General features: G+C 59.3%; 19 protein-coding genes. All 19 read left to right on the top strand.

From position 1 onward, the window contains the following. The first annotated feature begins 1 nt into the window (after position 1). The 19 genes from AT6N2_RS04215 (at position 2) to dnaE (ending at position 24,829) form a co-directional block, all read left to right on the top strand. The gene (locus AT6N2_RS04215; protein WP_063951200.1) at positions 2–1,192 is read left to right on the top strand and encodes an NADH-quinone oxidoreductase subunit D; all 1,191 of its coding nucleotides are present in this window, start codon (positions 2–4) and stop codon (positions 1,190–1,192) included. Then, positions 1,192–1,452 carry a hypothetical protein gene (locus AT6N2_RS04210; protein ID WP_006697991.1) on the top strand — a complete coding sequence of 87 codons (261 nt, stop codon included), beginning with the start codon at positions 1,192–1,194 and terminating at the stop codon, positions 1,450–1,452. Before AT6N2_RS04215 ends, AT6N2_RS04210 begins: the two co-directional genes overlap by 1 nt. Positions 1,453–1,468: 16 nt before the next feature. Further along, the gene (nuoE, locus tag AT6N2_RS04205) at positions 1,469–2,281 is read left to right on the top strand and encodes an NADH-quinone oxidoreductase subunit NuoE (protein ID WP_063951198.1); all 813 of its coding nucleotides are present in this window, start codon (positions 1,469–1,471) and stop codon (positions 2,279–2,281) included. Between the two features lie 11 nt (positions 2,282–2,292). Further along, on the top strand, positions 2,293–3,597 hold the full coding sequence (gene nuoF / locus AT6N2_RS04200; RefSeq protein WP_004441321.1) for an NADH-quinone oxidoreductase subunit NuoF: 1,305 nt from the start codon (positions 2,293–2,295) through the stop codon (positions 3,595–3,597). A 145-nt stretch (positions 3,598–3,742) separates the two neighbouring features. Further along, positions 3,743–5,824, top strand: a complete 2,082-nt coding sequence (gene nuoG, locus AT6N2_RS04195; protein WP_209088722.1) for an NADH-quinone oxidoreductase subunit NuoG — start codon at positions 3,743–3,745, stop codon at positions 5,822–5,824. A 12-nt stretch (positions 5,825–5,836) separates the two neighbouring features. Next, positions 5,837–6,883, top strand: coding sequence for an NADH-quinone oxidoreductase subunit NuoH (nuoH, locus tag AT6N2_RS04190; protein ID WP_063951196.1), 1,047 nt, complete (start codon positions 5,837–5,839; stop codon positions 6,881–6,883). A 36-nt stretch (positions 6,884–6,919) separates the two neighbouring features. Next, positions 6,920–7,411 carry an NADH-quinone oxidoreductase subunit NuoI gene (gene nuoI / locus AT6N2_RS04185; RefSeq protein WP_004441327.1) on the top strand — a complete coding sequence of 164 codons (492 nt, stop codon included), beginning with the start codon at positions 6,920–6,922 and terminating at the stop codon, positions 7,409–7,411. Between the two features lie 136 nt (positions 7,412–7,547). Continuing rightward, entirely contained in the window at positions 7,548–8,162 is a 615-nt protein-coding gene (locus AT6N2_RS04180) for an NADH-quinone oxidoreductase subunit J (protein ID WP_209088719.1), read from the top strand. Positions 8,163–8,189: 27 nt separating this feature from the next. Further along, on the top strand, positions 8,190–8,498 hold the full coding sequence (nuoK, locus tag AT6N2_RS04175) for an NADH-quinone oxidoreductase subunit NuoK (protein WP_138795558.1): 309 nt from the start codon (positions 8,190–8,192) through the stop codon (positions 8,496–8,498). 7 nt (positions 8,499–8,505) lie between these two features. Then, positions 8,506–10,503 (top strand): NADH-quinone oxidoreductase subunit L, encoded by a 1,998-nt coding sequence (gene nuoL / locus AT6N2_RS04170; RefSeq protein ID WP_209088717.1) that lies wholly within the window; start codon positions 8,506–8,508, stop codon positions 10,501–10,503. After that, positions 10,503–12,014 carry an NADH-quinone oxidoreductase subunit M gene (locus AT6N2_RS04165; RefSeq protein ID WP_063951192.1) on the top strand — a complete coding sequence of 504 codons (1,512 nt, stop codon included), beginning with the start codon at positions 10,503–10,505 and terminating at the stop codon, positions 12,012–12,014. The genes nuoL and AT6N2_RS04165 overlap by 1 nt, the downstream gene beginning before the upstream one ends. Positions 12,015–12,032: 18 nt before the next feature. Further along, entirely contained in the window at positions 12,033–13,475 is a 1,443-nt protein-coding gene (gene nuoN, locus AT6N2_RS04160; protein WP_209088714.1) for an NADH-quinone oxidoreductase subunit NuoN, read from the top strand. Between the two features lie 26 nt (positions 13,476–13,501). Then, on the top strand, positions 13,502–14,242 hold the full coding sequence (locus tag AT6N2_RS04155; protein ID WP_209088711.1) for a biotin--[acetyl-CoA-carboxylase] ligase: 741 nt from the start codon (positions 13,502–13,504) through the stop codon (positions 14,240–14,242). A gap of 204 nt (positions 14,243–14,446) precedes the next feature. Next, positions 14,447–16,114 (top strand): ribonuclease J, encoded by a 1,668-nt coding sequence (locus tag AT6N2_RS04150; RefSeq protein WP_209088708.1) that lies wholly within the window; start codon positions 14,447–14,449, stop codon positions 16,112–16,114. Between the two features lie 311 nt (positions 16,115–16,425). Next, positions 16,426–16,695, top strand: coding sequence for a DUF1467 family protein (locus tag AT6N2_RS04145; RefSeq protein WP_209088705.1), 270 nt, complete (start codon positions 16,426–16,428; stop codon positions 16,693–16,695). A 652-nt stretch (positions 16,696–17,347) separates the two neighbouring features. Beyond that, entirely contained in the window at positions 17,348–18,670 is a 1,323-nt protein-coding gene (proS, locus tag AT6N2_RS04140) for a proline--tRNA ligase (protein ID WP_209088702.1), read from the top strand. A 122-nt stretch (positions 18,671–18,792) separates the two neighbouring features. Then, complete coding sequence (locus tag AT6N2_RS04135; RefSeq protein ID WP_063951188.1) at positions 18,793–20,100, top strand: lipoprotein-releasing ABC transporter permease subunit; 1,308 nt, start codon at positions 18,793–18,795, stop codon at positions 20,098–20,100. A gap of 15 nt (positions 20,101–20,115) precedes the next feature. After that, the gene (locus tag AT6N2_RS04130) at positions 20,116–20,799 is read left to right on the top strand and encodes an ABC transporter ATP-binding protein (protein WP_063951187.1); all 684 of its coding nucleotides are present in this window, start codon (positions 20,116–20,118) and stop codon (positions 20,797–20,799) included. A 529-nt stretch (positions 20,800–21,328) separates the two neighbouring features. Continuing rightward, positions 21,329–24,829, top strand: a complete 3,501-nt coding sequence (dnaE, locus tag AT6N2_RS04125; RefSeq protein ID WP_209088699.1) for a DNA polymerase III subunit alpha — start codon at positions 21,329–21,331, stop codon at positions 24,827–24,829. The last annotated feature ends 3 nt before the right edge of the window (positions 24,830–24,832 follow it).

Below are 24,832 nucleotides of genomic sequence, written 5' to 3'. Positions count from 1 at the left end.
AATGACTGAGCATAACGTCCGCAACTTCACGATCAACTTCGGTCCGGAACATCCGTCCGCGCACGGCGTGCTGCGTCTGGTTCTCGAACTGGACGGTGAAATCGTCGAGCGCGTCGATCCCCATATCGGTCTGCTGCATCGGGGCACCGAAAAGCTGATCGAGACCAAGACCTACCTGCAGGCCGTTCCCTATTTCGACCGCCTCGATTACGTCGCGCCGATGAACCAGGAACACGCTTTCGCGCTTGCCGTCGAAAAGCTGCTGGGCCTGGAAATCCCCATGCGCGGCCAGCTGATCCGCGTTCTCTATTCGGAAATCGGCCGCATCCTGTCGCACATCATGAACGTGACCACGCAGGCGATGGACGTGGGCGCGATGACGCCGCCGGTCTGGGGCTTTGAAGAGCGTGAAAAGCTGATGGTCTTTTATGAGCGGGCCTGCGGCGCGCGCATGCACTCTGCCTATTTCCGCCCGGGTGGTGTTCACCAGGACCTGCCGCCGGAACTGGTCGACGACATCGGCAAGTGGTGCGATCCCTTCATCACCGTCCTCGACAATATCGAGGGTCTTCTGACGGACAACCGTATCTACAAGCAGCGTAACGTCGATATCGGCGTCGTCTCGCTTGAGGATGCTTTTGCATGGGGCTTTACGGGCGTCATGGTTCGCGGCTCGGGCGCTGCCTGGGACCTGCGCCGGGCGCAGCCCTATGAGTGCTACTCCGATCTCGAATTCGACATTCCGGTCGGCAAAAACGGCGACTGCTACGATCGTTATCTGATCCGCATGCAGGAAATGCGCGAATCCGTGAAGATCATGAAGCAGTGCGTTGAGCTTCTGTCCGGCAAGCATCGCATCGGCCCGGTCTCCTCGCTCGATGGCAAGGTGGTTCCGCCCAAGCGTGGTGAGATGAAGCGTTCGATGGAAGCGCTGATCCACCACTTCAAGCTCTACACCGAAGGTTACCACGTTCCCGCCGGCGAAGTTTACGCCGCCGTCGAGGCGCCGAAGGGCGAGTTCGGCGTCTATGTGGTTGCCGATGGTTCCAACAAGCCCTACCGCTGCAAGATCCGCGCGCCGGGCTACGCCCATCTTCAGGCGATGGACTTCCTGTGCAAGGGCCATCAGCTTGCCGACGTTACAGCCGTGCTCGGCTCTCTCGACATCGTGTTCGGGGAGGTCGACCGCTGATGCGTTTGCCGCTGGCCATTCCGGCTTTTCTCGCAGCGATGACGGCACCCGTTCTTGCCCAGACGGCAACGGACGAGGGTGCTGTTGCGCTATCGAGCGGCGGCTCTTCGACCATCAAGCAGCTTCTGTCGTCGGGATACGAGATCAAGGCCTCGGTTCCCAATGGCAGCAAGTTCATCGTGTTCATGCAAAAAGACAAGGCGGCTTATGCCTGCGAATTCGTCACGGTGGCGAGATCGCGGTGTGAGACGTTAAACTGAAAAGTCGTGAGGAAGTATGTCCGTTCGTCGACTAGCCGAAGATCAGTTCCAGCCCGTGGCATTTGCCTTCAATGCGGAAAACACCGCATGGGCTGAGAAGACGATCAAGAAATATCCCGAGGGACGTCAGCAATCTGCCGTTATCCCCCTGCTCATGCGTGCGCAGGAGCAGGACGGCTGGGTTACCCGCGCCGCCATCGAAAAAATCGCAGACATGCTTGATATGGCCTATATCCGTGTCCTGGAAGTGGCGACCTTCTATACGCAGTTCCAGCTGAAGCCTGTCGGCACGCGTGCTCACGTTCAGGTCTGCGGCACCACGCCCTGCATGCTGCGTGGCTCCGAAGCGCTGATGGATGTCTGCCGCAAGAAGATCCACCACGATCCGCTGCACACCAACGAAAGCGGCACGCTTTCCTGGGAAGAAGTGGAATGTCAGGGCGCCTGCGTCAACGCGCCAATGGTCATCATCTTCAAGGATGCCTATGAAGACCTGACGCCGGAGCGTCTGGAAGAGATCATCGACACGTTCGAGGCAGGCAAGGGCGATACCGTCAAGACCGGTCCGCAGATCGACCGTCATCAGTCCGTGCCCGTTGGCGGCCTGACGACGTTGACGGAAGAGATCAAGCCGGATCGTTCCAACCTCGATAAGCCCGCAGAGCCTGCAGCCGACGCCGCCCAGACGCCGCCGTCCAATGCTGCCAAGCCGAAGACCGACGCGCCGGAAACCGATCCGAAGCTGAAGACACCGGCAACGGCGCCGAAGGCTGCCGCTGAAAACGCCAAGGCTGCCGAGACCGAAGACGCCGGCAAGAAGTCGCAGTGAGAGGTTGAACCATGTTGAAAGATCAGGATCGCATCTTTACCAATCTCTACGGCCTCAAGGACAAGTCCCTGAAGGGCGTGCTGGCGCGCGGCCACTGGGATGGTACCAAGCAGATCATCGAAAAGGGCCGGGACTGGATCATCAATGAGATGAAAGCGTCCGGCCTTCGCGGTCGTGGCGGCGCCGGCTTTCCGACGGGTCTCAAGTGGTCGTTCATGCCGAAGGAAAACGACGGCCGTCCGCATTACCTCGTCGTCAATGCCGACGAATCCGAACCGGGCACCTGCAAGGACCGCGAAATCCTGCGCAACGATCCGCACACGCTGATCGAAGGCTGCGTGATCGCTGGTTTCGCCATGGGTGCGCATACGGCTTACATCTATGTTCGTGGCGAATATATGCGCGAGCGCGAAGCGCTTCAGGCAGCCATCGATGAATGCTACGATGCAGGCCTGCTAGGCGGGAACAACAAGAACGGCTGGGATTTCGACATCTACGTCCATCACGGTGCAGGTGCCTATATCTGCGGCGAAGAGACGGCATTGCTTGAAAGCCTCGAAGGCAAGAAGGGCCAGCCGCGCCTCAAGCCGCCGTTCCCGGCTAATATGGGCCTTTATGGTTGCCCCACCACCGTCAACAACGTTGAGTCCATCGCCGTTGCGCCGACCATTCTGCGTCGCGGCGCGGCCTGGTTCTCGTCGATTGGCCGTCCGAACAACGTCGGCACCAAGCTGTTCATGGTCTCCGGCCATGTTGAGCGTCCCTGCACGTTCGAAGACGCGCTCGGTCTGTCCTTCCGCGAACTGATTGAACACCACTGCGGTGGCATCCGTGGCGGCTGGGACAATCTGCTTGGCGTCATCCCCGGCGGCGCATCCTGCCCCATCGTGCGCGGTGAGGACATGAAGGACGCGATCATGGACTTCGACGGCATGCGCGAAGTGAAGTCTTCCTTCGGCACCGGTGGCATGATCGTCATGGACAAGTCCACCGACGTCATCAAGGCGATTGCCCGCATCGCGGCCTTCTTCAAGCACGAAAGCTGCGGCCAGTGCACGCCATGCCGCGAAGGCACGGGCTGGATGTGGCGCGTGCTGGAGCGTATGGTCAAGGGCAATGCGCAGAAGCGCGAGATCGACATGCTGTTCGAAGTGACGAAACAGATCGAAGGCCACACCATCTGCGCGCTCGGCGATGCTGCCGCATGGCCGGTACAGGCGCTGATCCGCAATTTCCGTCCGGAAATCGAAAAGCGCATCGACCAATATACCTACAGGGCCATGGATGATGGCGCTGTTCTGGAAGCCGCTGAATAAGCGTTGAGGCTTCGGGCGAAGCCGGAGAATTTCCGGTCTCGCGACACCATGAAGCGCCTGGCTGTTAATTGCCGGGTGCGATTAAGGATTTGTTGCGGACCGTGTGAGACACGGGACGAACAGGCAACAGGACGTAAGTAGGACCATGGCAAAGCTCAAGGTTGACGGTAAAGAGATCGAGGTTCCGGATCATTTCACGCTGTTGCAGGCGTGTGAGGAGGCTGGCGCCGAAGTTCCGCGCTTTTGTTTTCATGAGCGCTTGTCGGTCGCGGGTAACTGCCGCATGTGTCTCATCGAGGTGAAGGGCGGACCGCCTAAGCCGGCCGCTTCCTGCGCCATGGGCGTGCGCGATGTTCGCGGCGGCCCGAACGGCGAATTGCCTGAGGTCTTCACCAACACGCCGATGGTCAAGAAGGCCCGCGAAGGCGTGATGGAATTCCTGCTCATCAACCACCCGCTGGATTGCCCGATCTGCGACCAGGGCGGCGAATGCGACCTGCAGGACCAGGCGATGGCCTTCGGTATCGCTGGTTCGCGTTACGCGGAAAACAAACGCGCGGTCGAAGACAAATATATCGGGCCGCTCGTCAAGACGGTCATGAACCGTTGCATCCACTGCACACGCTGCGTCCGTTTCACCACGGAAGTGGCCGGCATTGCCGAACTCGGCCTCATCGGCCGCGGCGAAGATGCCGAGATCACCACCTATCTAGAACAGGCGATGACATCAGAGCTTCAGGGCAACGTCGTTGATCTCTGCCCGGTCGGCGCGCTCACCTCCAAGCCCTTCGCCTTCACCGCCCGCCCGTGGGAGCTGAACAAGACCGAAACCATCGACGTGATGGACGCTCTCGGTTCGGCCATCCGCGTCGATACCCGTGGCCGCGAAGTCATGCGCGTCATGCCGCGCGTCAACGAGGCGATCAATGAAGAGTGGATCTCCGACAAGAGCCGCTTCATCTGGGACGGCCTGAAGACGCAGCGCCTTGACCGGCCTTACGTCCGCAAGGATGGTCGCCTTCAGCCCGCAACCTGGGGCGAAGCATTCGGCGCGATCAAGCAGGCTGTTGCCGCAACGTCCGGCAACAAGATCGGCGCGATCGCTGGCGATCTGTCGTCCGTCGAAGAAATGTTCGCGCTGAAGTCGCTTCTCGCTTCGCTCGGCTCCGCCAATGTCGATTGCCGCCAGGATGGTGCAGCGCTTGACCCGTCGCTCGGCCGCGCCAGCTATCTGTTCAATACCACCATCGAAGGTATCGAACAGGCCGACGCCTTGCTGATCGTTGGTTCCAACCCGCGTTACGAAGCGGCTGTCCTCAACGCCCGCATTCGCAAGCGCTGGCGTCGTGGCGGCTTCCCGATCGGTGTGATCGGCGAAGCCGGTGAGCTGCGTTACAATTACGAATATCTCGGTTCGGGTGCTGAAACCCTGTCCGATCTCGCCAATGGCTCCCACAGCTTCATCGAGAAGCTGAAGTCCGCCAAGAATCCGCTGATCATCGTTGGTCAGGGCGCTTTGTCCCGCGCTGATGGCGCTGCCGTTCTTGCGGCTGCTGCCAAGCTCGCGACCTCGGTCGGCGCTGTCACCGAAGAGTGGAACGGGTTCTCGGTTCTGCACACTGCCGCTGCCCGTGTTGGCGGTCTCGATATCGGCTTCGTGCCGGGCGAGGGCGGTGTCGCCGCAGCCGACATGGTCGCCTCGATGGATGTTCTCTTCCTGCTCGGCGCCGATGAACTCGACCTGTCGAACAAGGGCGCGAAGTTCACCGTCTATATCGGCAGCCATGGCGATCAGGGCGCGATGAACGCCGACGTTATCCTTCCGGGTGCGGCCTATACCGAAAAATCCGGTATCTGGGTCAACACCGAAGGCCGTGTGCAGGTTGGCAACCGTGCCGGTTTCGCACCGGGCGAGGCCCGTGAAGACTGGGCGATCCTGCGTGCGCTGTCCGACGTCCTCGGCAAGAAACTGCCCTTCGATTCGCTGTCTGCCTTGCGCGGCCAGCTCTACGTCGCGCATCCGCATCTGGCGGAAACCGACGAGATCGTTGCCGGCAAGGCTTCCGATATCGAGGCTCTGGCTGCTAAAACGGGCTCGCTTGTGAAGTCGGCGTTTGCTTCGCCGGTAAAAGACTTTTATTTGACGAACCCGATTGCGCGCGCCTCTGCCGTCATGGCCGAGTGCTCCGCATTGGCCCGCAACAATTTCCAGGCTGCGGCAGAGTAAGGGTAGGGGATTATGGAATCGTTTTTCTGGAGCTACGTCTGGCCCGCGCTGATCATGGTCGGCCAGTCCCTGCTGCTTCTTGTCGTTCTTCTGGTGTCGATCGCGTTTCTGCTTCTTGCCGACCGTAAGGTCTGGGCGGCGGTTCAGCTGCGCCGTGGTCCGAACGTCGTTGGTCCCTTTGGTCTGTTCCAGTCCTTCGCCGACCTGCTGAAGTTCATCCTCAAGGAGCCCGTTATTCCCGCGGGTGCGAACAAGGCGGTCTTCCTCCTGGCGCCGCTTGTTGCCGTGACGCTGGCGCTTGCCACCTACGCGGTCATTCCTTTTGCGGATGGCTGGGTTGTCGCCAATATCAATGTCGGCATTCTCTACATCTTCGCGATCTCGTCGCTTGAAGTGTATGGCATCATCATGGGCGGCTGGGCTTCGAACTCGAAATATCCTTTCCTTGGCGCGTTGCGTTCTGCCGCGCAGATGGTGTCTTACGAAGTCTCGATCGGTCTCGTTATCGTCACCGTTCTGCTCTGCGTCGGCTCGCTGAATCTTACGGATATCGTTCTGGCGCAGCGTACCGGCCTCGGCACCATGCTCGGCCTGCCCGCCTCGTTCCTTGACTGGCACTGGCTGTCGCTGTTCCCGATGTTCATCGTGTTCTTCATCTCGGGCCTTGCCGAAACCAACCGTCCTCCCTTCGACCTTCCGGAAGCGGAATCGGAACTGGTTGCCGGTCACATGGTGGAATATGGCTCCACGCCCTACATGATGTTCATGCTCGGTGAATATGCCGCAATCGTCCTGATCTGCTGCCTCACCACCATTCTTTTCCTTGGCGGCTGGCTGCCAATCGTGGATGTATGGTTCCTGAACTGGGTGCCTGGTATCATCTGGTTCGCGCTGAAGGGCTGCATGGTCTTCTTCATGATCGCGCTCACCAAGGCCTTCGTTCCGCGTTACCGTTACGACCAGCTCATGCGCCTTGGCTGGAAGGTTTTCCTGCCGCTGTCGCTCGCCATGGTCGTTATCGTTGCATTCGTACTGAAGCTGACGGGGTGGGCCGGTTGATGTCCAAACTCCTCGCTCAAAGATCTGGAGACTGAGATGGCAAGCCTCTCCCAAGCCGTCAACTCGCTGTTCCTCAAGGAATTCGTCGGCGCGATCTTCCTGACGATGCGTCACTTCTTCAAGCAGAAGGCGACGATCAATTATCCTTTCGAAAAGGGTCCGGTCTCGCCGCGCTTCCGTGGCGAACATGCGCTGCGCCGTTATCCGAACGGGGAAGAACGCTGCATCGCCTGCAAGCTGTGCGAAGCGATCTGTCCTGCTCAGGCGATCACCATCGAAGCCGGCCCGCGTCGCAACGACGGCACGCGTCGCACGGTGCGTTACGATATCGACATGGTGAAGTGCATCTATTGCGGCTTCTGCCAGGAAGCCTGCCCGGTCGATGCCATCGTCGAGGGCCCAAACTTCGAATTCGCGACGGAAACCCGCGAAGAGCTTTATTTCGACAAGCAGAAGCTTCTCGACAATGGCGACCGCTGGGAGCGTGAAATCGCGCGCAACCTCGCACTGGATGCACCTTACCGTTAAGGTGCAACCGTCTTTCCGGGGGCAATCCCGGAGAGCGATGAAAAGTAAAATGCCTGCGCGGTTTTCGCCGGCGGGGACGAAACGGGCGAGGGGGCGTTAAGCCCTCTTCTCCCGATGAGGACAAGAAGGCACCAAGATGGGTCTGCACGCTGTATTCTTTTATATATTCGCTTTCGTCGCCGTGGCGTCTGCGTTCATGGTCATCGCCTCGAAGAACCCCGTTCATTCGGTGCTCTTCCTGATTTTGACCTTTTTCAACGCAGCCGCGCTGTTCCTGCTGACGGGGGCTGAGTTCCTCGCCATGATCCTGCTGGTGGTTTATGTCGGCGCGGTGGCGGTGCTGTTCCTCTTCGTTGTCATGATGCTGGACGTGGATTTCGCCGAGCTGCGCTCCGGTGTGCTGCAATATGCTCCTGTTGGCGCGCTGATCGGCGTCATCCTGGCGGCGGAACTGATCGTTGTGGTGGGTGGCAGCATGCTGAACCCGATCGCGGCAAAGTCCATCACCATGCCCATCCCGCCTGTGGCCGAACGCACCAATACGGCGGCACTCGGTGACGTGCTCTATACCAATTACGTCTACTTCTTCCAGCTCGCCGGTCTCGTGCTGCTGGTGGCCATGATCGGCTCCATCGTGCTGACGCTGCGTCATCGCACCGACATCAAGCGACAGGACATCTCCACGCAGGTTGGTCGCGACCCGAAGACCGCCGTTACCACGGTCAAGGTCAAGCCGGGCCAAGGCATCTGAAGGCGAACGGATCCAAGGAAAAAGAATATGGAAATCGGTCTTTCCCACTACCTGACGGTCAGCGCCATCCTCTTCACGATCGGCGTCTTCGGCATCTTCCTCAACCGGAAGAATGTCATCGTCATCCTCATGTCGATCGAGCTTATCCTGCTTGCGGTCAACCTTAACATGGTGGCGTTTTCGTCGTTCCTGAACGATATCGTCGGCCAGGTCTTCGCATTGTTCATCCTGACCGTTGCTGCTGCCGAAGCGGCCATTGGTCTTGCAATACTCGTTGTCTTCTACCGCAACCGCGGATCGATCGCCGTCGAAGACGTCAATATGATGAAGGGCTGATAAGGCTATGATCTACAAGGCTATCGTCTTTCTTCCACTGATCGGCTTCCTGATCGCCGGCTTGTTCGGCCGGTCCATCGGCGCCAAGGCTTCGGAATACGTCACCACCGGTCTGATGATCGTGGTCGCCATTCTGTCGTGGATCGTGTTCTTCAACGTCGCGCTTGCCCATGGCGAGCCGGGCGAGGTGATCAAGGTCACCGTGCTGCGCTGGATCCAGTCCGGCGGCATCGATGTCGAATGGGCGTTCCGCATCGATACGCTGACGGCCGTCATGTTCGTCGTCGTCAACACCGTCTCGACGCTCGTGCACCTCTATTCGATCGGATACATGCACCACGATCCGCATCGTCCGCGCTTCTTTGCCTATCTGTCGCTCTTCACCTTCGCCATGCTGATGCTGGTGACCTCGGACAACCTGTTGCAGATGTTCTTCGGCTGGGAAGGCGTGGGTCTGGCGTCCTATCTGCTGATCGGCTTCTGGTTCAAGAAGCCGTCCGCATCGGCTGCCGCCATGAAGGCCTTCATCGTCAACCGCGTCGGTGACTTCGGTTTCATTCTCGGCATTGGCGGCGTGTTCGTGCTGTTCGGCTCGATCAATTTCGAAACGATCTTCGCGGCTGCGGCAACCTATCTGCCGGCCGAAGGCGCTGCCTCGACGGAAACCGTCATCAACCTGTTCGGCATGCATCTGGATAAGGCCAATGCGATGACAGGCGTCTGCCTGCTGCTCTTCATGGGCGCCATGGGTAAGTCGGCGCAGTTCCTGCTGCACACCTGGCTGCCGGACGCGATGGAAGGCCCGACACCCGTGTCTGCCCTCATTCACGCCGCAACCATGGTCACCGCCGGCGTCTTCCTCGTTGCCCGCATGTCGCCGCTGTTCGAACTGTCGCATGATGCGCTCACCGTCGTAACGCTGATCGGCGCGATCACCGCTTTCTTCGCGGCAACCGTCGGCCTCGTACAGAACGACATCAAGCGCGTTATCGCCTATTCGACCTGCTCGCAGCTCGGTTACATGTTCGTGGCGCTTGGCGTCGGTGCTTATGGTGCCGCTGTGTTCCACCTCTTCACGCACGCCTTCTTCAAGGCTCTCCTGTTCTTGTGCGCCGGCTCGGTCATCCATGCCGTCGATGGCGAGCAGGACATGCGTTACATGGGCGGTCTGCGCAAGCATATCCCCATCACCTTCTGGACCATGACTGTCGGCACGCTGGCACTGACCGGCGTCGGTATTCCGGGCACGATGATCGGTTTTGCCGGCTTCTTCTCCAAGGACGTCATCATCGAATCCGCTTATGCCTCGCATTCGGTTCTGTCCGGTTTAGCCTTCACGCTGCTGGTTATCGCCGCGCTGTTCACCAGCTTCTACTCCTGGCGTCTGGCCTTCATGACCTTCTTCGGCAAGCCGCGCGCTTCCGCCGACGTCATGCACCATGTGCATGAATCGCCGATGGTCATGCTGATCCCGCTCTTCATCCTCACCGTTGGTGCGATCTTCGCCGGTGTCGCATTCGAAGGTTATTTCTTCGGCCACGAATATGCCGAGTTCTGGAAGGGCGCGCTCTTCACGCTCCCGGAAAACGAGATCCTCGAAGAGTTCCACCACGTTCCGCTGTGGGTGAAGTGGAGCCCGTTCGTCGCCATGGCGCTTGGTTTCGTGACCGCATGGTACATGTACATCAAGTCGCCGGAGACGCCGAAGCGTTTGGCCGAGACCCATCGTGGTCTCTACCAGTTCCTTCTCAACAAGTGGTATTTCGACGAACTCTACGACTTCCTCTTCGTTCGTTCCGCAAAGGCGCTCGGCCGCTTCCTGTGGAAGAAGGGCGACGTCGCCGTCATCGACCACTATGGACCGAACGGCATTGCAGCGCGTGTGGTTGACGTGACCAACCGCATGGTCCGCCTGCAATCCGGTTACCTCTATCACTATGCCTTTGCGATGCTGATCGGCATCGCGGCGCTTGTCACCTGGATGATGCTCGGGAGTGCCCTCTGATGACCGATTGGCCCATTCTTTCAACGGTCACCTTTCTGCCGCTCGTCGGCGTGGTGCTCCTGCTTCTGACGAATGAGAACGGCCCCTATGGTCGCCGCAATATTCTCAACGTCTCGCTGCTGACGACGGTCTTCACCTTCATCGTGTCGCTGTTCATCTGGATCGGTTTCGACAATTCGAACCCCGGCTTCCAGATGGTCGAGAAGCATCAGTGGTTCGGTAACATCGCCGCCTATCATCTTGGCGTCGACGGCATCTCCATGCTGTTCGTTATCCTCACCACTTTCCTCATGCCGTTCTGCGTGCTGGCAAGCTGGGATTCGATCGAAAAGCGCATCAAGGAATACATGATCGCCTTCCTGCTGCTGGAAGTCGTCATGATCGGCGTCTTTGTGGCGCTGGATACGGTTCTCTTCTACGTCTTCTTCGAAGCGACGCTGATTCCGATGTTCATCATCATCGGTGTCTGGGGCGGCAAGGATCGCGTTTACGCGTCCTACAAGTTCTTCCTCTACACGCTGCTCGGCTCGGTTCTGACCATGCTCGCCATCATGGCCATGTACTGGCAGGCCGGCACGACCGATATGACGGAACTGCTGAAATACGGCTTCCCCGCTGGCATGCAGACCTGGCTGTGGCTTGCCTGTTTTGCCGCCTTCTCGGTCAAGATGCCGATGTGGCCGGTGCACACTTGGCTGCCCGATGCCCACGTTCAGGCGCCGACCGCAGGTTCCGTCATTCTGGCTGGCGTCATGCTGAAGCTCGGCGGTTACGGTTTCATCCGCTTCTCGCTGTCGATGTTCCCCTTAGCGTCGGATTATTTCGCACCCTTCGTCTTCACGCTGTCGGTTCTCGCCATCATCTACACCTCGCTGGTGGCGATGATGCAGGACGACATCAAGAAGCTGATCGCCTATTCCTCCGTTGCTCACATGGGTTACGTCACCATGGGCATCTTCGCTGCCAACGTTCAGGGCGTGCAGGGTGCAATCTTCCAGATGCTGTCGCACGGTATCGTGTCGGGCGCGCTCTTCCTCTGCGTCGGCGTCGTTTACGACCGTCTCCATACCCGCGAAATCGCGGCCTATGGCGGCCTCGTCAACAACATGCCGAAATATGCCGTGGCCTTCATGATCTTCACCATGGCCAATGTCGGTCTGCCCGGCACCTCCGGCTTCATCGGTGAATTCCTCACGCTCATCGGTGTGTTCCGCGCCAACACGCTGGTCGCACTCTTTGCTGCCACCGGCGTCATCCTCTCGGCCGCCTATGCGCTGTGGCTTTACCGCCGCGTGATCTTCGGCGCGCTGGAGAAGGAAAGCCTGAAGAGCCTGCTCGATCTGTCGACCCGCGAAAAGGTCATCCTTTATCCGCTGGTCGTGCTGACGATCTTCTTCGGTGTCTATCCGGCACCGGTGTTCGATGCGACAGCCGCCTCGGTCGATCTTCTGGTAAACAACTATTCGGCTGCACTGCAGGCGGCGCAAAATGTTGCGCTCTCTATGAATTGACGACAGGACCCGTTGGACATGACCGCTGAAATCCTTTTTGCCAGTCTGCACATTGCGACGCCCGAGCTGATCCTTGCGGTCGGCGCGCTGGCGCTGCTCATGATTGGCGTCTTCTCGGGCGACAAGTCGACAACGACGGTCACCGGCCTTGCCGTTGCCCTCCTGCTCGTCGTCGGTCTCTGGATCATCTTTGCCCCCGCATCGGGCGTTGCTTTCGGCGGTGTCTACATCGCCGATGCCTTCGGGAACTTCATGAAGGTGCTGGCGCTGATCGGCTCCATCACCGCCATGATCCTTGCCGTCGGCCAAGGGCGCTTCGAGCCGATCGGCCGTTTCGAATATCCGGTGCTGCTGGTTCTCGCGACGCTCGGCATCCTGCTGATGATCTCGGCCAATAACCTGATCTCGCTCTACATGGCGCTGGAACTGCAGTCGTTGGCACTCTACGTCGTCTGCGCCATCAACCGCGAAAGCCTGCGCTCCACGGAAGCGGGCCTGAAGTATTTCGTTCTCGGCGCACTGTCCTCGGGCATGCTGCTTTACGGCATGTCGTTGGTCTACGGTTTCACCGGCAATACCGGCTTTACCGAAATCGCCCAGGTACTGGCCTCGGAAACCCGTTCGCTCGGCCTCGTTTTCGGTCTGGTTTTCGTGCTGGCCGGTCTCGCATTCAAGATTTCCGCCGTTCCGTTCCACATGTGGACGCCGGACGTTTATGAAGGCGCTCCGACCCCGGTCACGGCCTTCCTCTCGGCCGCGCCGAAGATCGGCGCCATGGCGATCCTCGTTCGCATCGTCATCGAGGCCTTCCAGCCCGTCTTCGCCGACTGGCAGCAGATCGTCGTCTTCATCTCCATCGCGTCCATGCTGCTTGGTTCTTTCGCCGCAATCGGCCAGAAGAACATCAAGCGCCTGATGGCCTATTCCTCCATCGGTCATATGGGTTATGCGCTGGTCGGCCTTGCCGCGGGCACCGAAGCGGGTGTTGCTGGCGTTATCCTGTACATGGCCGTCTACATGGTCATGACTCTTGGCACCTTCGCCTGCATCCTCGCCATGCGCCGCAAGGAAATCGGCAATGTCGAGAATGTCGAAGATCTCGCCGGTCTTTCGTCGTCCAATCCCTTCATGGCGGTTGTGCTGACGATCCTGATGTTCTCGCTTGCTGGCATTCCGCCGCTCGCCGGCTTCTTCGGCAAGTACTACGTGTTCCTCGCCGCCATCGAAGCGAAGCTATACCCGCTCGCCATCATCGGTGTGATCGGCTCGGTTGTCGGCGCCTATTATTACATCCGCGTCGTCAAGGTCATGTGGTTCGATGAAGCCAAGGACGACTTCGAGCGTCCGTCGGGCGAATTGAAGGTGGTTTACGCGCTTTCGGCTCTCTTTACCGTCGCCTTCATCGTCTTCGGCGGTGCGCTTGGCAACGCGGTCACGGCTGCGGCGAAGACCTTCTTTTGAGCAGTACACGAACGAATACGGGCCGGATGTCCATCGATGATATCAGGCACGAGGCGATGGCGGAAACGCCATCGACCAATCTGGAATGTTTCGCCCGGGCACGGGCGGGGGATGGCGGCAACCTGTGGGTTACCGCCGTCCGCCAGACCGGCGGCCGGGGCCGCCGAGGCCGGCCCTGGGTCTCAGAGCCCGGCAATCTCTACGCTTCTCTTCTTCTGATCGATCCCGCGCCGATGGAGCGCATCGGCTCTCTGCCGCTCGCTTTTGCGCTGGCGGTTTATCGCGCCATTCGCGCGGTGCTGCCGCCGGGCGGCGACGCGCTTGAAATCAAATGGCCAAACGATGTGCTCATCCGCCGCCGCAAGACCTGCGGCATCCTGATGGAGGCGGAGCTTTTGCCAGACGGCCGCCGCGCCATCGTTATCGGCATTGGTATCAATATCGCCCATAAGCCCGACAATCCGCTTTATCCCGTCACGATGCTATCGGAACATGGTGCATCCTGCTCGCCCGAGGAACTGTTTGCCCATCTCTTCCGTGAGACGGCCGAGGTTCTGCGCGAATGGGACGAGGGCAGGGGCGTATCTGGCATCATCGCCAGCTGGCGGGCGGCGGCCTGCGGCATCGGCGAGCATATCACTGTCAACTTCCCGGATCGTTCGATTGGCGGGCGTTTTGTCGGAATTGATGATAATGGTTATCTGCTGCTGGATGAGGACGAGGGCGCAAGACGCTCCATCGCCGCCGGCGACGTGTTTTTCGGATGAGGCGAACGGTGCGGGCAAAAAATCCGCGCCGAACCCTATCCCAGAGGTTGGAGCTTTCCTGCGGCTCATGAAATGCAGGGCGACAAACCGGATCCGCATCGGCCCGGTCGATCAGATGGTTCAACAGGTCCGATGCGGGATAGCAGCGGCAGGGCGCGGCATGACGCCGTCCTGCGCGCGTTTTGTGAATGGATAAGAAAAACAATGGCTCAACAGGACGAACTGGTTTTTGTGCCGCTTGGCGGCGTTGGTGAAATTGGCATGAATCTGGCGCTTTACGGCTACGGGCCGGCAAGCAGGCGGGAATGGATCATGGTGGATTGCGGCGTGACCTTTGCCGGCTTGGATTTGCCGGGCGTCGATCTGGTCCTGCCCGATATCAGCTATATCGAGGCGCAGAAGAAAAACCTCAAGGGCATCATCATCACCCACGCCCACGAGGACCACTATGGTGCGCTGAACGATCTCTGGCCCGGCCTTAATGTGCCGGTCTATGCCTCGGCCTTCACCGCCGGCATGCTGGAGGCGAAGCGCGCTTATGAAGGCACCCGCGCGGAAATTCCGATCACGCCGTTCAAGGCGGGCGACCGCATTAATGTCGGCCCCTTTGAAATCGAAGCCGTTGGCGTCAACCACTCCATTCCCGAGCCGATGTCGCTGGTAATCCGCACGCCGCTCGGCAATGTCATCCACACCGGTGACTGGAAGATCGACGAAGCGCCGTCACTTGGGCCGTTGACGGATGAAGCCCGGTTCCGCGCCATCGGTGAAGAGGGCGTTCTGGCACTTATGTGCGACAGCACCAACTCCGTGCGCGACGGCGTGTCGCCTTCCGAGCATGAGGTTTCGGAAGGCCTGCGCCAGATCATCGAAAATGCCGAGGGACGCGTGGCCGTTACCACCTTCTCCTCCAATGTCGGGCGCATCCGCTCGATCGCGCAGGCGGCTGAGGCTGCCGGTCGTGAAGTGCTGCTGCTTGGCTCATCGCTGAAGCGCGTCGTCAACGTGTCGCAGGATCTCGGCATCATGGAAGGCATCAAGCCGTTCCTCGCCGAAGATGAATTCGGTTATATTCCCCGTGATCGTGTGGTGCTGATCCTGACCGGTTCGCAGGGCGAACCGCGTGCAGCGCTCGCCAAGCTTTCCCGGGATGAGATGCGCAATGTGGCGCTCGCGTCCGGCGATACGGTCGTATTTTCGTCACGCGCCATCCCCGGCAATGAAAAGGCGATCATCGATATCAAGAACGGCCTCATCGAACAGGGCGTGCACATCGTCACCGACAATGAGGCGCTCGTTCATGTCTCCGGCCATCCGCGCCGTAACGAGCTTCTCAGGATGTATGAATGGACAAAGCCGCAGATCGTCGTGCCCGTCCATGGCGAAGCGGCGCATCTCGTGGCGCAGAAGGAACTGGCCGAGCAGGCTGGCATTTCCCAGGTGCCGAAGGTGCGCAACGGCAACGTTCTGCGCCTCGCACCCGGTCCTGCCGAAGTGATCGATGACGTGCCACACGGCCGCGTCTTCAAGGACGGCAATCTCATCGGTGACATGGACGAGATGGGCATCAGCAACCGCCGCAAGCTCTCCTTTGCGGGCCATGTCTCGGTGAATGTCGTGCTGGACAGCCGTTATGATTTCCTCGGCGATCCCGATGTCGTGCCTTTCGGCCTGCCGGAATTCGATGACGAGGATGAGGCGATGGAGGACACGCTTTATGACGCCGTGCTCGGCGCCGTCGAAAGCATTCCGCGCGCCCGCCGCAAAGATCTGGAATTGCTGCGCGAAGCCGTGCGCCGCGCCGTGCGCGCCGCCGCCAATCAGAGTTGGGGCAAGAAGCCGATCGTGACGGTTTTTGTGACGAAGGTGTAAGCCGGGAAGCAGGAGCTTTCGGGCGATAGTATTATCCGCTCTCCGTCACCCCGCATTAGATCCGGGGTCCAGCGCGATCAAGTCCTTGATCGCGTAAAGACTCGTCTCACGGCGCAGACGCGCCGTGGCTGGATGCCGGATCAAGTGCGGCATGGCGGAGGAGAGGTCCTCCGCCTTCGTGAGCGACCTCACGGTACCTGCTCAAAGCGCGGTTCTGGTCGTCCTTCCAAGGCTTTTTGCGCTTCTTGCAGAGAAGTGATTCCGGTTTGCGGATGAATGCGATACAAGGGCGCATTGTGCAGGAGGATCACATGCCGTTTCTTTCGCTCTTCGCCGTTTATTTCATCGTCTGGTGGACGGTGCTTTTCATCGTGCTTCCGATTGGTCTGCGCACCCAGGACGATGACGGCGACGTGGCGCTGGGCACGGTTGCCAGCGCCCCATCCAGCTTCAGGGGCGGACGGATCGTCTTGTGGACGACCCTCATTTCGGCGCTGATCTGTGGGATCTGGTACGGTGGAAGCTGGTGGTTCGGCGTGAGCCTTGATGACCTGCCGAGAATTATCCCCGTTTTTGATTGAATGGCGCCGCCGCCACGCGGGTCATCGTGGCGCGTGACATCTCGCTGCTAGCGAATGAGAGTGCCTGTTAAGGAGGCAACTCGGCGCGGATCTCTCGTGCAAAGCGTCATACGGATGTCACATGGATCGTGCACACACCATCCAAAGTGGTGCATCGACGGTCGGCATTCGCGCAAATGAATGAGCTAAAGAGCGAAACCGGGTTCGAAGCAAAAAAAAACAAGGCCTTTCAGCCTTGTTTTCCAGTTTTCGCGTGATCTGTAACCGTTACCGGGGCAGCGAACGAGCGCGCCTAAGATCTAATCCTCCCAAGACTGACCGCGAAATGACAAGAATTTAAACTTCCTGCCTCTTTTGTAAGCTAAAGCTAGCTCAAAGCCCCATGCTTGTCATCTTATTTTTTGCATATTTGTTACAGTCGGCAAAAAATTCCCTGTGGTGCATTATGTCGCACCCAAGCAAGAATAATATTCCGGCCAAAGCGTTTTGACGAGAATTAGCTATCGCGAAAATACCTTGAAATCGCCTTTATCGCTCTTTTCATGGCGGGTTTTCATCCGGGCCGGAAACGGCTATATCCGGCGCCAATATCCCTCTATTCGGGGCGATTCCCGCGCTTCACGCGCTGTCGTCCGCATCAATGGAAGCCGTCATGCGTCTTAGCCGTTATTTCCTGCCCATCCTGAAGGAAAACCCCAAGGAAGCCGAGATTGTGTCTCACCGCCTCATGCTGCGTGCCGGGATGATCCGGCAGCAATCGGCTGGCATCTATTCCTGGCTGCCACTCGGCAAACGAGTGCTCGATAAGGTTAACAAGATCATCCGCGAGGAGCAGAACCGCTCCGGCGCCATCGAGCTCCTGATGCCCACCCTGCAGTCGGCAGAGCTGTGGCAGGAAAGCGGCCGTTATGACGACTACGGCAAGGAAATGCTGCGCATCAAGGACCGCCAGGATCGCCAGATGCTCTATGGCCCCACCAACGAGGAGATGATCACCGACATCTTCCGTTCGTACGTGAAGTCCTACAAGAACCTGCCGCTGAACCTCTATCATATTCAGCTGAAGTTCCGCGACGAGGTGCGTCCGCGCTTCGGCACCATGCGCTCGCGCGAGTTCCTGATGAAGGACGCTTATTCCTTCGACCTTACGAAGGAAGACGCGATCCATTCCTACAACAAGATGTTCGTGGCGTACCTGCGCACTTTCGAACGGCTTGGCCTGCGCGCCATTCCCATGCGCGCCGATACCGGCCCGATCGGCGGCAATCACAGCCACGAGTTCATCATTCTGGCAGATACAGGCGAATCCGAGGTCTTCTGCCACAAGAGCTTCCTGGACCGCGCGATTCCCGCTGAAAGCACTGACTTCGACGATGTCGAAGCATTGCAGGGCGTGTTTGACGAATGGACGGCTGATTACGCCGCCACCTCTGAAATGCATGACGAAGCCGCCTATGACGCGATTCCTGAGGGCGAACGCCTTTCGGCACGCGGCATTGAGGTCGGCCACATCTTCTATTTTGGCACGAAATATTCCGAGCCGATGGGCGCAAAAGTGCAGGGCAAGGACGGAAAAGAACACCCTGTCCACATGGGTTCCTACGGCATTGGACCGACACGCCTTGTTCCCGCCATCATTGAAGCATCGCATGACGAGAACGGAATCATCTGGCCGGCTTCGGTCGCTCCTTTCGACGTCGTGATCATCAACATGAAGGCTGGAGACGCGGCCTGCGATGCAGCTTGCGAAAAGCTGTATTACCAGCTCTCCAACGCCGGCAAGGATGTTCTCTACGACGATACGGACGACCGTGCGGGCCAGAAATTCGCCACGGCCGATCTGATTGGCGTGCCGCTGCAGATCATCGTCGGTCCGCGTTCGGTCGCGAATGGTGAAGTCGAAGTGAAGGATCGCAAGACCGGCGAGCGGGAAACCGTCACCGTCGAGGCGGCAATGAACAGGGTGCTGGCCTGAGCGCAAGCGCTAGCCGGAGCGGCCCAGTTGATGGTCGCTCCGCTTTTGCATCGCCGATGCCAAGGAAATACAGGCCGGGTTTTGGAAAAGCCGGCCTTGCAGTTTGAAATCAGGGAGACGACATGGCACAAGCCGAGGCTGAAAAGGGTGCGGCTGTTTCCGCCGGGGTAAAGACCGCCCGGCCGTTTTCCGCTTTTGAACGGATGGTGGCCTGGCGCTACCTGCGGTCACGGCGCAAGGAAGCCTTCATTTCCGTCATCGCCGGTTTTTCCTTTGTCGGCATTATGCTGGGCGTAGCGACGCTCATCATCGTGATGGCCGTCATGAACGGTTTTCGCACGGAGCTGATCTCCCGCATTCTCGGCATCAACGGCCACATGATCGTGCAGCCGATCGATCAGCCCTTCAACAATTACGATGAACTGGCGAAGAAGTTCGCCGCCGTTCCCGGCGTGACCATGGCCTTGCCGCTGGTGGAGGGCCAGACGCTCGCCTCCGGCCGCGGCGGTGCGGGCTCCGGCGCTCTGGTCCGCGGTGTGCGCCAGGAGGATATCGACAAGGTCAAGGAGGTCGCCACCAACATCAAGACCGGCGATCTCGTTGGCTTCATGGCAGGTGACGGCGTCCTCGTCGGTTCCAGGCTTGCATCGCAATTGGGTGTCACGGCTGGCGACGATATCACCCTCATATCACCGGAAGGTGACGTGACCCCGATGGGGGTTAATCCGCGCGTCAAATCCTACAAGATCTCCGGTGTCTTCGAGATCGGCATGTCCGAATACGACGCGTCGATGATCTATATGCCGCTCTCGGAGGCGCAGCTTTATTTCAACGCTGACGGAGTCGTGCAGTCCATCGAGCTCTATGTCAGCCGCCCGGATGACGTTGACGGCATCCGCCCGCTGGTGGAACAGGCGGCTGAAAGGCAGGTCTACATTACCGACTGGCGGCAGCGGAACCAGACCTTCTTCTCCGCCCTGCAGGTGGAGCGGAACGTGATGTTCATGATCCTGACGCTCATCGTTCTGGTGGCGGCGCTCAACATCATTTCCGGCCTGATCATGCTGGTAAAGGACAAGGGCAGTGATATCGCCATTTTGCGCACCATGGGCGCAAGCTCAGGTGCCGTGATGCGCATCTTTTTCATGACTGGAGCGGCGATCGGCACGGTCGGTACCTTCGCTGGCGTGGCGCTTGGTGTCCTCGTGTGTCTCAATGTCGAATCCATCCGGCAGTTCTTCTCCTGGATTTCGGGCACGGTGCTGTTTGATCCGCAGCTCTATTTCCTCAGCCAGCTTCCGGCCGAAATGGATATTGGTGAGACCATCACGGTCGTCATCATGGCTCTGACGCTCTCTTTCCTGGCAACGATCTTCCCGGCCTGGCGTGCTTCCAAGCTCGATCCGGTTCAGGCCCTGCGTTACGAATAAGGACCGCTTCGCAATATGGCAAAAAAAACAGTGCTGCGGCTTACCGGTGTCGAAAGAACCTATGGTCAGGGCGAGACATCGCTTTCCATCCTGCGCAAGGCGGATTTCCAGTTAAAGAGCGGTGAGATGGTGGCGCTGGTCGCCCCCTCTGGTACCGGCAAATCGACCCTGCTGCATCTCGCTGGGCTTCTCGAACATCCAGACGCCGGCGAAGTTTATATCAACGACGCGCCGTGTAACGGCCTGCCGGATGAGACGCGCACGGCGATCCGCCGCAGTGACATCGGCTTCGTTTATCAGTTCCACCATCTCCTGCCAGAGTTTTCAGCAGTTGAGAACGTGATGATGCCGCAGCTCATTGCTGGCCTCACGCAGGCAGAGGCCCGCAAGCGCGCGAGTGCGTTGCTGGATTACATGCGGGTGGGACACCGCGGAGAACACCGGCCGGCCGAACTTTCCGGCGGTGAACAGCAGCGTGTCGCCATTGCCCGCGCGGTCGCCAACGCGCCCCTCCTGCTTCTGGCTGATGAACCGACCGGCAATCTCGATCCGGAAACGGCATCCTATGTCTTCGACGCGCTGGAGGCGCTGGTGCGACAGTCGGGCCTCGCCGCCCTCATCGCCACCCACAATCACGAGCTTGCCGGCCGTATGGACCGGCGTGTGACGCTCGCCGAAGGAAAGATCGTCGACTTCTGACCCTGACCGGCAGGGCAGCATCTGTCTCTCAGCATTCCGACCGCAGTGGCGGATCGTCATCTGGACGCCGAGACCATGCCATAGCAAAGCGCTGGGTTGCTGGCCTGGGTGATGTCGGCGTCGCGATCCAAGGATAAGCATCCTTACTACATGATTTTTTTGAACCCGGAGGTTTTTTCACCTCCGGGTTTTTTGCTTTGGAGTCAGCCACTTGTTTGGCTGCTCGCGGGAACCCGCGGCGATTCTCCTGCATTGGCAAGAGGAACATCGACAGAACCCTGTTGACAAACGAACAGAATGAGAACAAAGTTAGAACATAACGAGTAAGGAGAGACCAATGACTGATTTCATCCGTGACGTTGCCGCTTTCACCTCCATCGCTGTCTTCGTTGCCAGCTTTTCGGTGATCCTCACCGCCCTGTGAAGAAGACACCGGCGCAGAAGCGTGTATGGACACCGCAAGGCGGTGGACATTGAGCGCCGGAAATCGGAAAATCGCCCCCGTGATTCAGAATGACAGGATGATGATATGGGCGATATGGTTGTGCATGGGGAGAGCTCTGGCGACACCGTGAAAACTCCCGGTTTCGTCCATCTTCGGGTGCACTCCGCCTATTCTCTTCTTGAGGGGGCCTTGCCGCTCAAGAAAATAATGGCCAAGGCCGTCGCAGACGGTCAACCGGCCATTGCCATCACTGATACCAATAACCTTTTTGTGGCGCTGGAATTTTCCGAAAAGGCCCGTGACGAGGGATTGCAGCCGATCATTGGCTGCCAGCTATCGATCGACATGCAGGATGCGGCGGATGACCGCCGCAGCCATAATAGCCATCTTCAGAAACTTCCCGCCATCGTCCTCCTTGCCGCCAATGCGGAAGGATACGAGCGTCTGGTCGATCTCGTCAGTCGCGCTTATCTCGACGGCGAGGGCAGTGGTCACGCGGTGCATATAACCCGCGCGTGGCTGGAAGAAGCTTCCAATGCGGGGCTCATTGCACTGACCGGCGCATCCGGCGGGCCAGTTGATATGGCACTGAAGGACGGCCACGCCGCGCAGGCCAGAGAGAGGCTTCTGGCGCTGAAGTCACTCTTCGGTGACGGCCTCTATATCGAGTTGCAGCGCCAGTCAGGTTACGATCGTTCGCACGAGCGGCGCATGATCGGCCTTGCCTATGAGCACGATATTCCGCTGGTTGCGACCAACGAAGCCTTCTTTCCGTCGAAGGCCGATTATGAGGCGCATGATGCGCTGATGGCCGTCGCGCACAATGCTATCGTCTCGGACGACAGCCGCTTCCGGCTGACGCCTGATCACTACCTCAAGAGCCGTGCGGAGATGACGGCGCTGTTTGCCGATCTCCCCGAGGCGCTCGACAACACCGTCGAGATCGCGCTGCGCTGCTCTTACGTACTGAAAAAACGTGGGCCCATCCTGCCGCGTTTCACCGGCGCCAGCGATGATCCGGAGGCGGCCGAGCGCGCCGAGACCGAGGAACTGCGCCGCCAGGCCGTGGAGGGGTTGAATCAGCGCCTTTCTGCCCTCGGCATGGCGCCCGGTTACACGGAGCAGGAGTATCGCGACCGCCTCGATTTCGAACTCGGCGTCATCTCGCGCATGAAGTTCCCGGGTTACTTCCTCATCGTTGCCGACTTCATCAAATGGGCGAAACAGCACGATATTCCGGTTGGGCCGGGCCGTGGTTCGGGTGCGGGTTCGCTTGTCGCTTATGCGCTGACGATCACCGACGTCGACCCGTTGCGGTTCTCGCTACTCTTCGAGCGCTTCCTCAATCCCGAACGCGTATCGATGCCCGACTTCGATATCGACTTCTGTCAGGATCGCCGCGAAGAGGTCATACGCTACGTGCAGGCAAAATATGGCCGTGAGCAGGTGGCGCAGATCATCACTTTCGGTTCGCTGCAGGCCCGCGCCGCGCTACGCGATGTCGGCCGCGTGCTGGAAATGCCCTATGGGCAGGTGGACAAGATCTGCAAGCTCGTGCCCAACAATCCGGCCAACCCGACACCGCTGTCCAAAGCGATCGAGGAAGAGCCACGCCTGCAGGAGGAGGCGGACAAGGAGCCGGTGGTCGCCCGCTTGCTGGATATCGCCCAGAAGATCGAAGGGCTTTACCGGCACGCCTCCACCCATGCCGCCGGTATCGTCATTGGTGACCGCCCGCTGTCGAAGCTTGTACCAATGTATCGCGATCCGCGATCCGATATGCCCGTCACGCAGTTCAACATGAAGTGGGTGGAAAGCGCCGGCCTCGTCAAATTCGACTTTCTCGGCCTGAAGACGCTGACGGTGCTGAAAGTCGCCGTCGATTTCGTCGCCAAGCGCGGGATCAAGGTCGATCTTGCGGCAATTCCGCTTGAGGACGTCAAAACCTACGAGATGTTGTCGCGCGGCGAAACCATCGGCGTGTTCCAGGTGGAAAGCGCCGGCATGCGCAAGGCGCTGATCGGCATGCGGCCTGACTGCATCGAGGACATCATCGCACTGGTCGCGCTCTATCGTCCGGGCCCGATGGAGAACATCCCGGTCTACAACGCGCGCAAGCACGGCGAGGAGGAGCTGGAATCAATCCACCCGACCATCGACCATCTGCTCAAGGAAACGCAGGGCGTTATCGTCTATCAGGAACAGGTGATGCAGATCGCCCAGGTTCTGTCGGGATATTCGCTTGGTGAAGCCGATCTTCTGCGCCGCGCCATGGGCAAGAAGATCAAGGAGGAAATGGACAAGCAGCGCGAGCGCTTCGTGGACGGTGCGATCAAGAACGGCGTTTCGAAGCCGCAGGCCGACACGATCTTCGATCTTCTCGCGAAATTCGCCAATTACGGCTTCAACAAGAGCCATGCCGCGGCCTACGCCATCGTCTCCTACCAGACCGCCTACATGAAGGCGCATTACCCGGTGGAGTTCCTGGCGGCCTCTATGACGCTCGACATGGCCAACACGGAAAAGCTCAACGATTTCCGTCAGGACGCGGGGCGTCTCGGCATCGAGATCGTCGCACCGTCGGTGCAGACTTCTTTCCGTCAGTTCGAGACGGGTGAGAACCGGATCTATTATTCGCTTGCCGCCATCAAGGGTGTGGGCGAGGGCGCGGTAGAGCACATCGTCCAGGTCCGCGGCGACAAGCCATTTACGAGTCTTGAGGATTTCTGCCTGCGCATCGATCCGAAGCAGATCAACCGGCGTGTACTGGAAAGCCTCATCAATGCCGGCGCTTTCGATTGTTTCGGCCGCGACCGTGCAGAATTGATCGGCGGGTTGGACCGGATCATCGGTTATGCGCAGATGGCGCAGAACAACCGCACCATCGGCCAGTCGGACATGTTCGGCTCCGGTGGCGGCAATGGGCCGGAAAAGCTGGTTCTGCCGGCCTTTCAGCCATGGCTCGCCTCGGAAAAGCTGCTGCGCGAATATCAGGTTCTCGGTTTTTACCTGACCGCCCATCCGCTCGATACTTACCGCCCGATTTTGGAGAAGTTGCGAGTGCAGAACTTCGCCGATTTTTCGGCCGCGGTAAAACAGGGTGCGACGGCCGGCCGCCTCGCCGGGACCGTCACCGGCAAGCAGGAGCGCAAGACCCGCACCGGCAACAAGATGGGTATCGTCACCTTCTCGGATGCTTCAGGACAATATGAGGCCGTGCTGTTTTCCGAAGGGCTCGGCCAGTTCCGCGATCTGCTTGAGGTCGGCAAGTCTCTTGTCATCACCGTGCAGGCGGAAGAGCGCCCGGAAGGCATTGGTCTGCGTATTCAGACGGCGCAGTCGCTGGAAGAAAAATCCGTGCAGATGCAGAAGGCGCTGCGTGTTTATGTGCGCGATTCCGGTCCGCTGAAAACGGTGGCGCGCCACCTCAACACCAAGGGTGACGGCTCCGTCTATTTCATCGTCATCAAGGATGAAGGAAGCCGGGAGATCGAGGTGGAGTTGACGGAGAAGTACCGCATCTCACCTGAGATCGCCGCTGCGCTCAGGTCTGCACCGGGAGTGGTCGATGTGGAGCTGGTGTGAGGT

The sequence above is a fragment of the Agrobacterium tumefaciens genome (genome assembly GCF_017726655.1).
GTDB lineage: Bacteria > Pseudomonadota > Alphaproteobacteria > Rhizobiales > Rhizobiaceae > Agrobacterium > Agrobacterium tumefaciens_B.
The sequence above is the reverse complement of the archived record's forward strand: the minus strand, read 5'-3'. Positions and strand labels throughout refer to the sequence as shown.

Bases quoted from the DNA above. Each gene is read 5' to 3' on its own strand.
- AT6N2_RS04215 (WP_063951200.1), top strand. From the start codon at position 2: ATGACTGAGCATAACGTCCGCAACTTCACGATCAACTTCGGTCCGGAA.
- AT6N2_RS04210 (WP_006697991.1), top strand. From the start codon at position 1,192: ATGCGTTTGCCGCTGGCCATTCCGGCTTTTCTCGCAGCGATGACGGCA.
- nuoE (WP_063951198.1), top strand. From the start codon at position 1,469: ATGTCCGTTCGTCGACTAGCCGAAGATCAGTTCCAGCCCGTGGCATTT.
- nuoF (WP_004441321.1), top strand. From the start codon at position 2,293: ATGTTGAAAGATCAGGATCGCATCTTTACCAATCTCTACGGCCTCAAG.
- nuoG (WP_209088722.1), top strand. From the start codon at position 3,743: ATGGCAAAGCTCAAGGTTGACGGTAAAGAGATCGAGGTTCCGGATCAT.
- nuoH (WP_063951196.1), top strand. From the start codon at position 5,837: ATGGAATCGTTTTTCTGGAGCTACGTCTGGCCCGCGCTGATCATGGTC.
- nuoI (WP_004441327.1), top strand. From the start codon at position 6,920: ATGGCAAGCCTCTCCCAAGCCGTCAACTCGCTGTTCCTCAAGGAATTC.
- AT6N2_RS04180 (WP_209088719.1), top strand. From the start codon at position 7,548: ATGGGTCTGCACGCTGTATTCTTTTATATATTCGCTTTCGTCGCCGTG.
- nuoK (WP_138795558.1), top strand. From the start codon at position 8,190: ATGGAAATCGGTCTTTCCCACTACCTGACGGTCAGCGCCATCCTCTTC.
- nuoL (WP_209088717.1), top strand. From the start codon at position 8,506: ATGATCTACAAGGCTATCGTCTTTCTTCCACTGATCGGCTTCCTGATC.
- AT6N2_RS04165 (WP_063951192.1), top strand. From the start codon at position 10,503: ATGACCGATTGGCCCATTCTTTCAACGGTCACCTTTCTGCCGCTCGTC.
- nuoN (WP_209088714.1), top strand. From the start codon at position 12,033: ATGACCGCTGAAATCCTTTTTGCCAGTCTGCACATTGCGACGCCCGAG.
- AT6N2_RS04155 (WP_209088711.1), top strand. From the start codon at position 13,502: ATGTCCATCGATGATATCAGGCACGAGGCGATGGCGGAAACGCCATCG.
- AT6N2_RS04150 (WP_209088708.1), top strand. From the start codon at position 14,447: ATGGCTCAACAGGACGAACTGGTTTTTGTGCCGCTTGGCGGCGTTGGT.
- AT6N2_RS04145 (WP_209088705.1), top strand. From the start codon at position 16,426: ATGCCGTTTCTTTCGCTCTTCGCCGTTTATTTCATCGTCTGGTGGACG.
- proS (WP_209088702.1), top strand. From the start codon at position 17,348: ATGCGTCTTAGCCGTTATTTCCTGCCCATCCTGAAGGAAAACCCCAAG.
- AT6N2_RS04135 (WP_063951188.1), top strand. From the start codon at position 18,793: ATGGCACAAGCCGAGGCTGAAAAGGGTGCGGCTGTTTCCGCCGGGGTA.
- AT6N2_RS04130 (WP_063951187.1), top strand. From the start codon at position 20,116: ATGGCAAAAAAAACAGTGCTGCGGCTTACCGGTGTCGAAAGAACCTAT.
- dnaE (WP_209088699.1), top strand. From the start codon at position 21,329: ATGGGCGATATGGTTGTGCATGGGGAGAGCTCTGGCGACACCGTGAAA.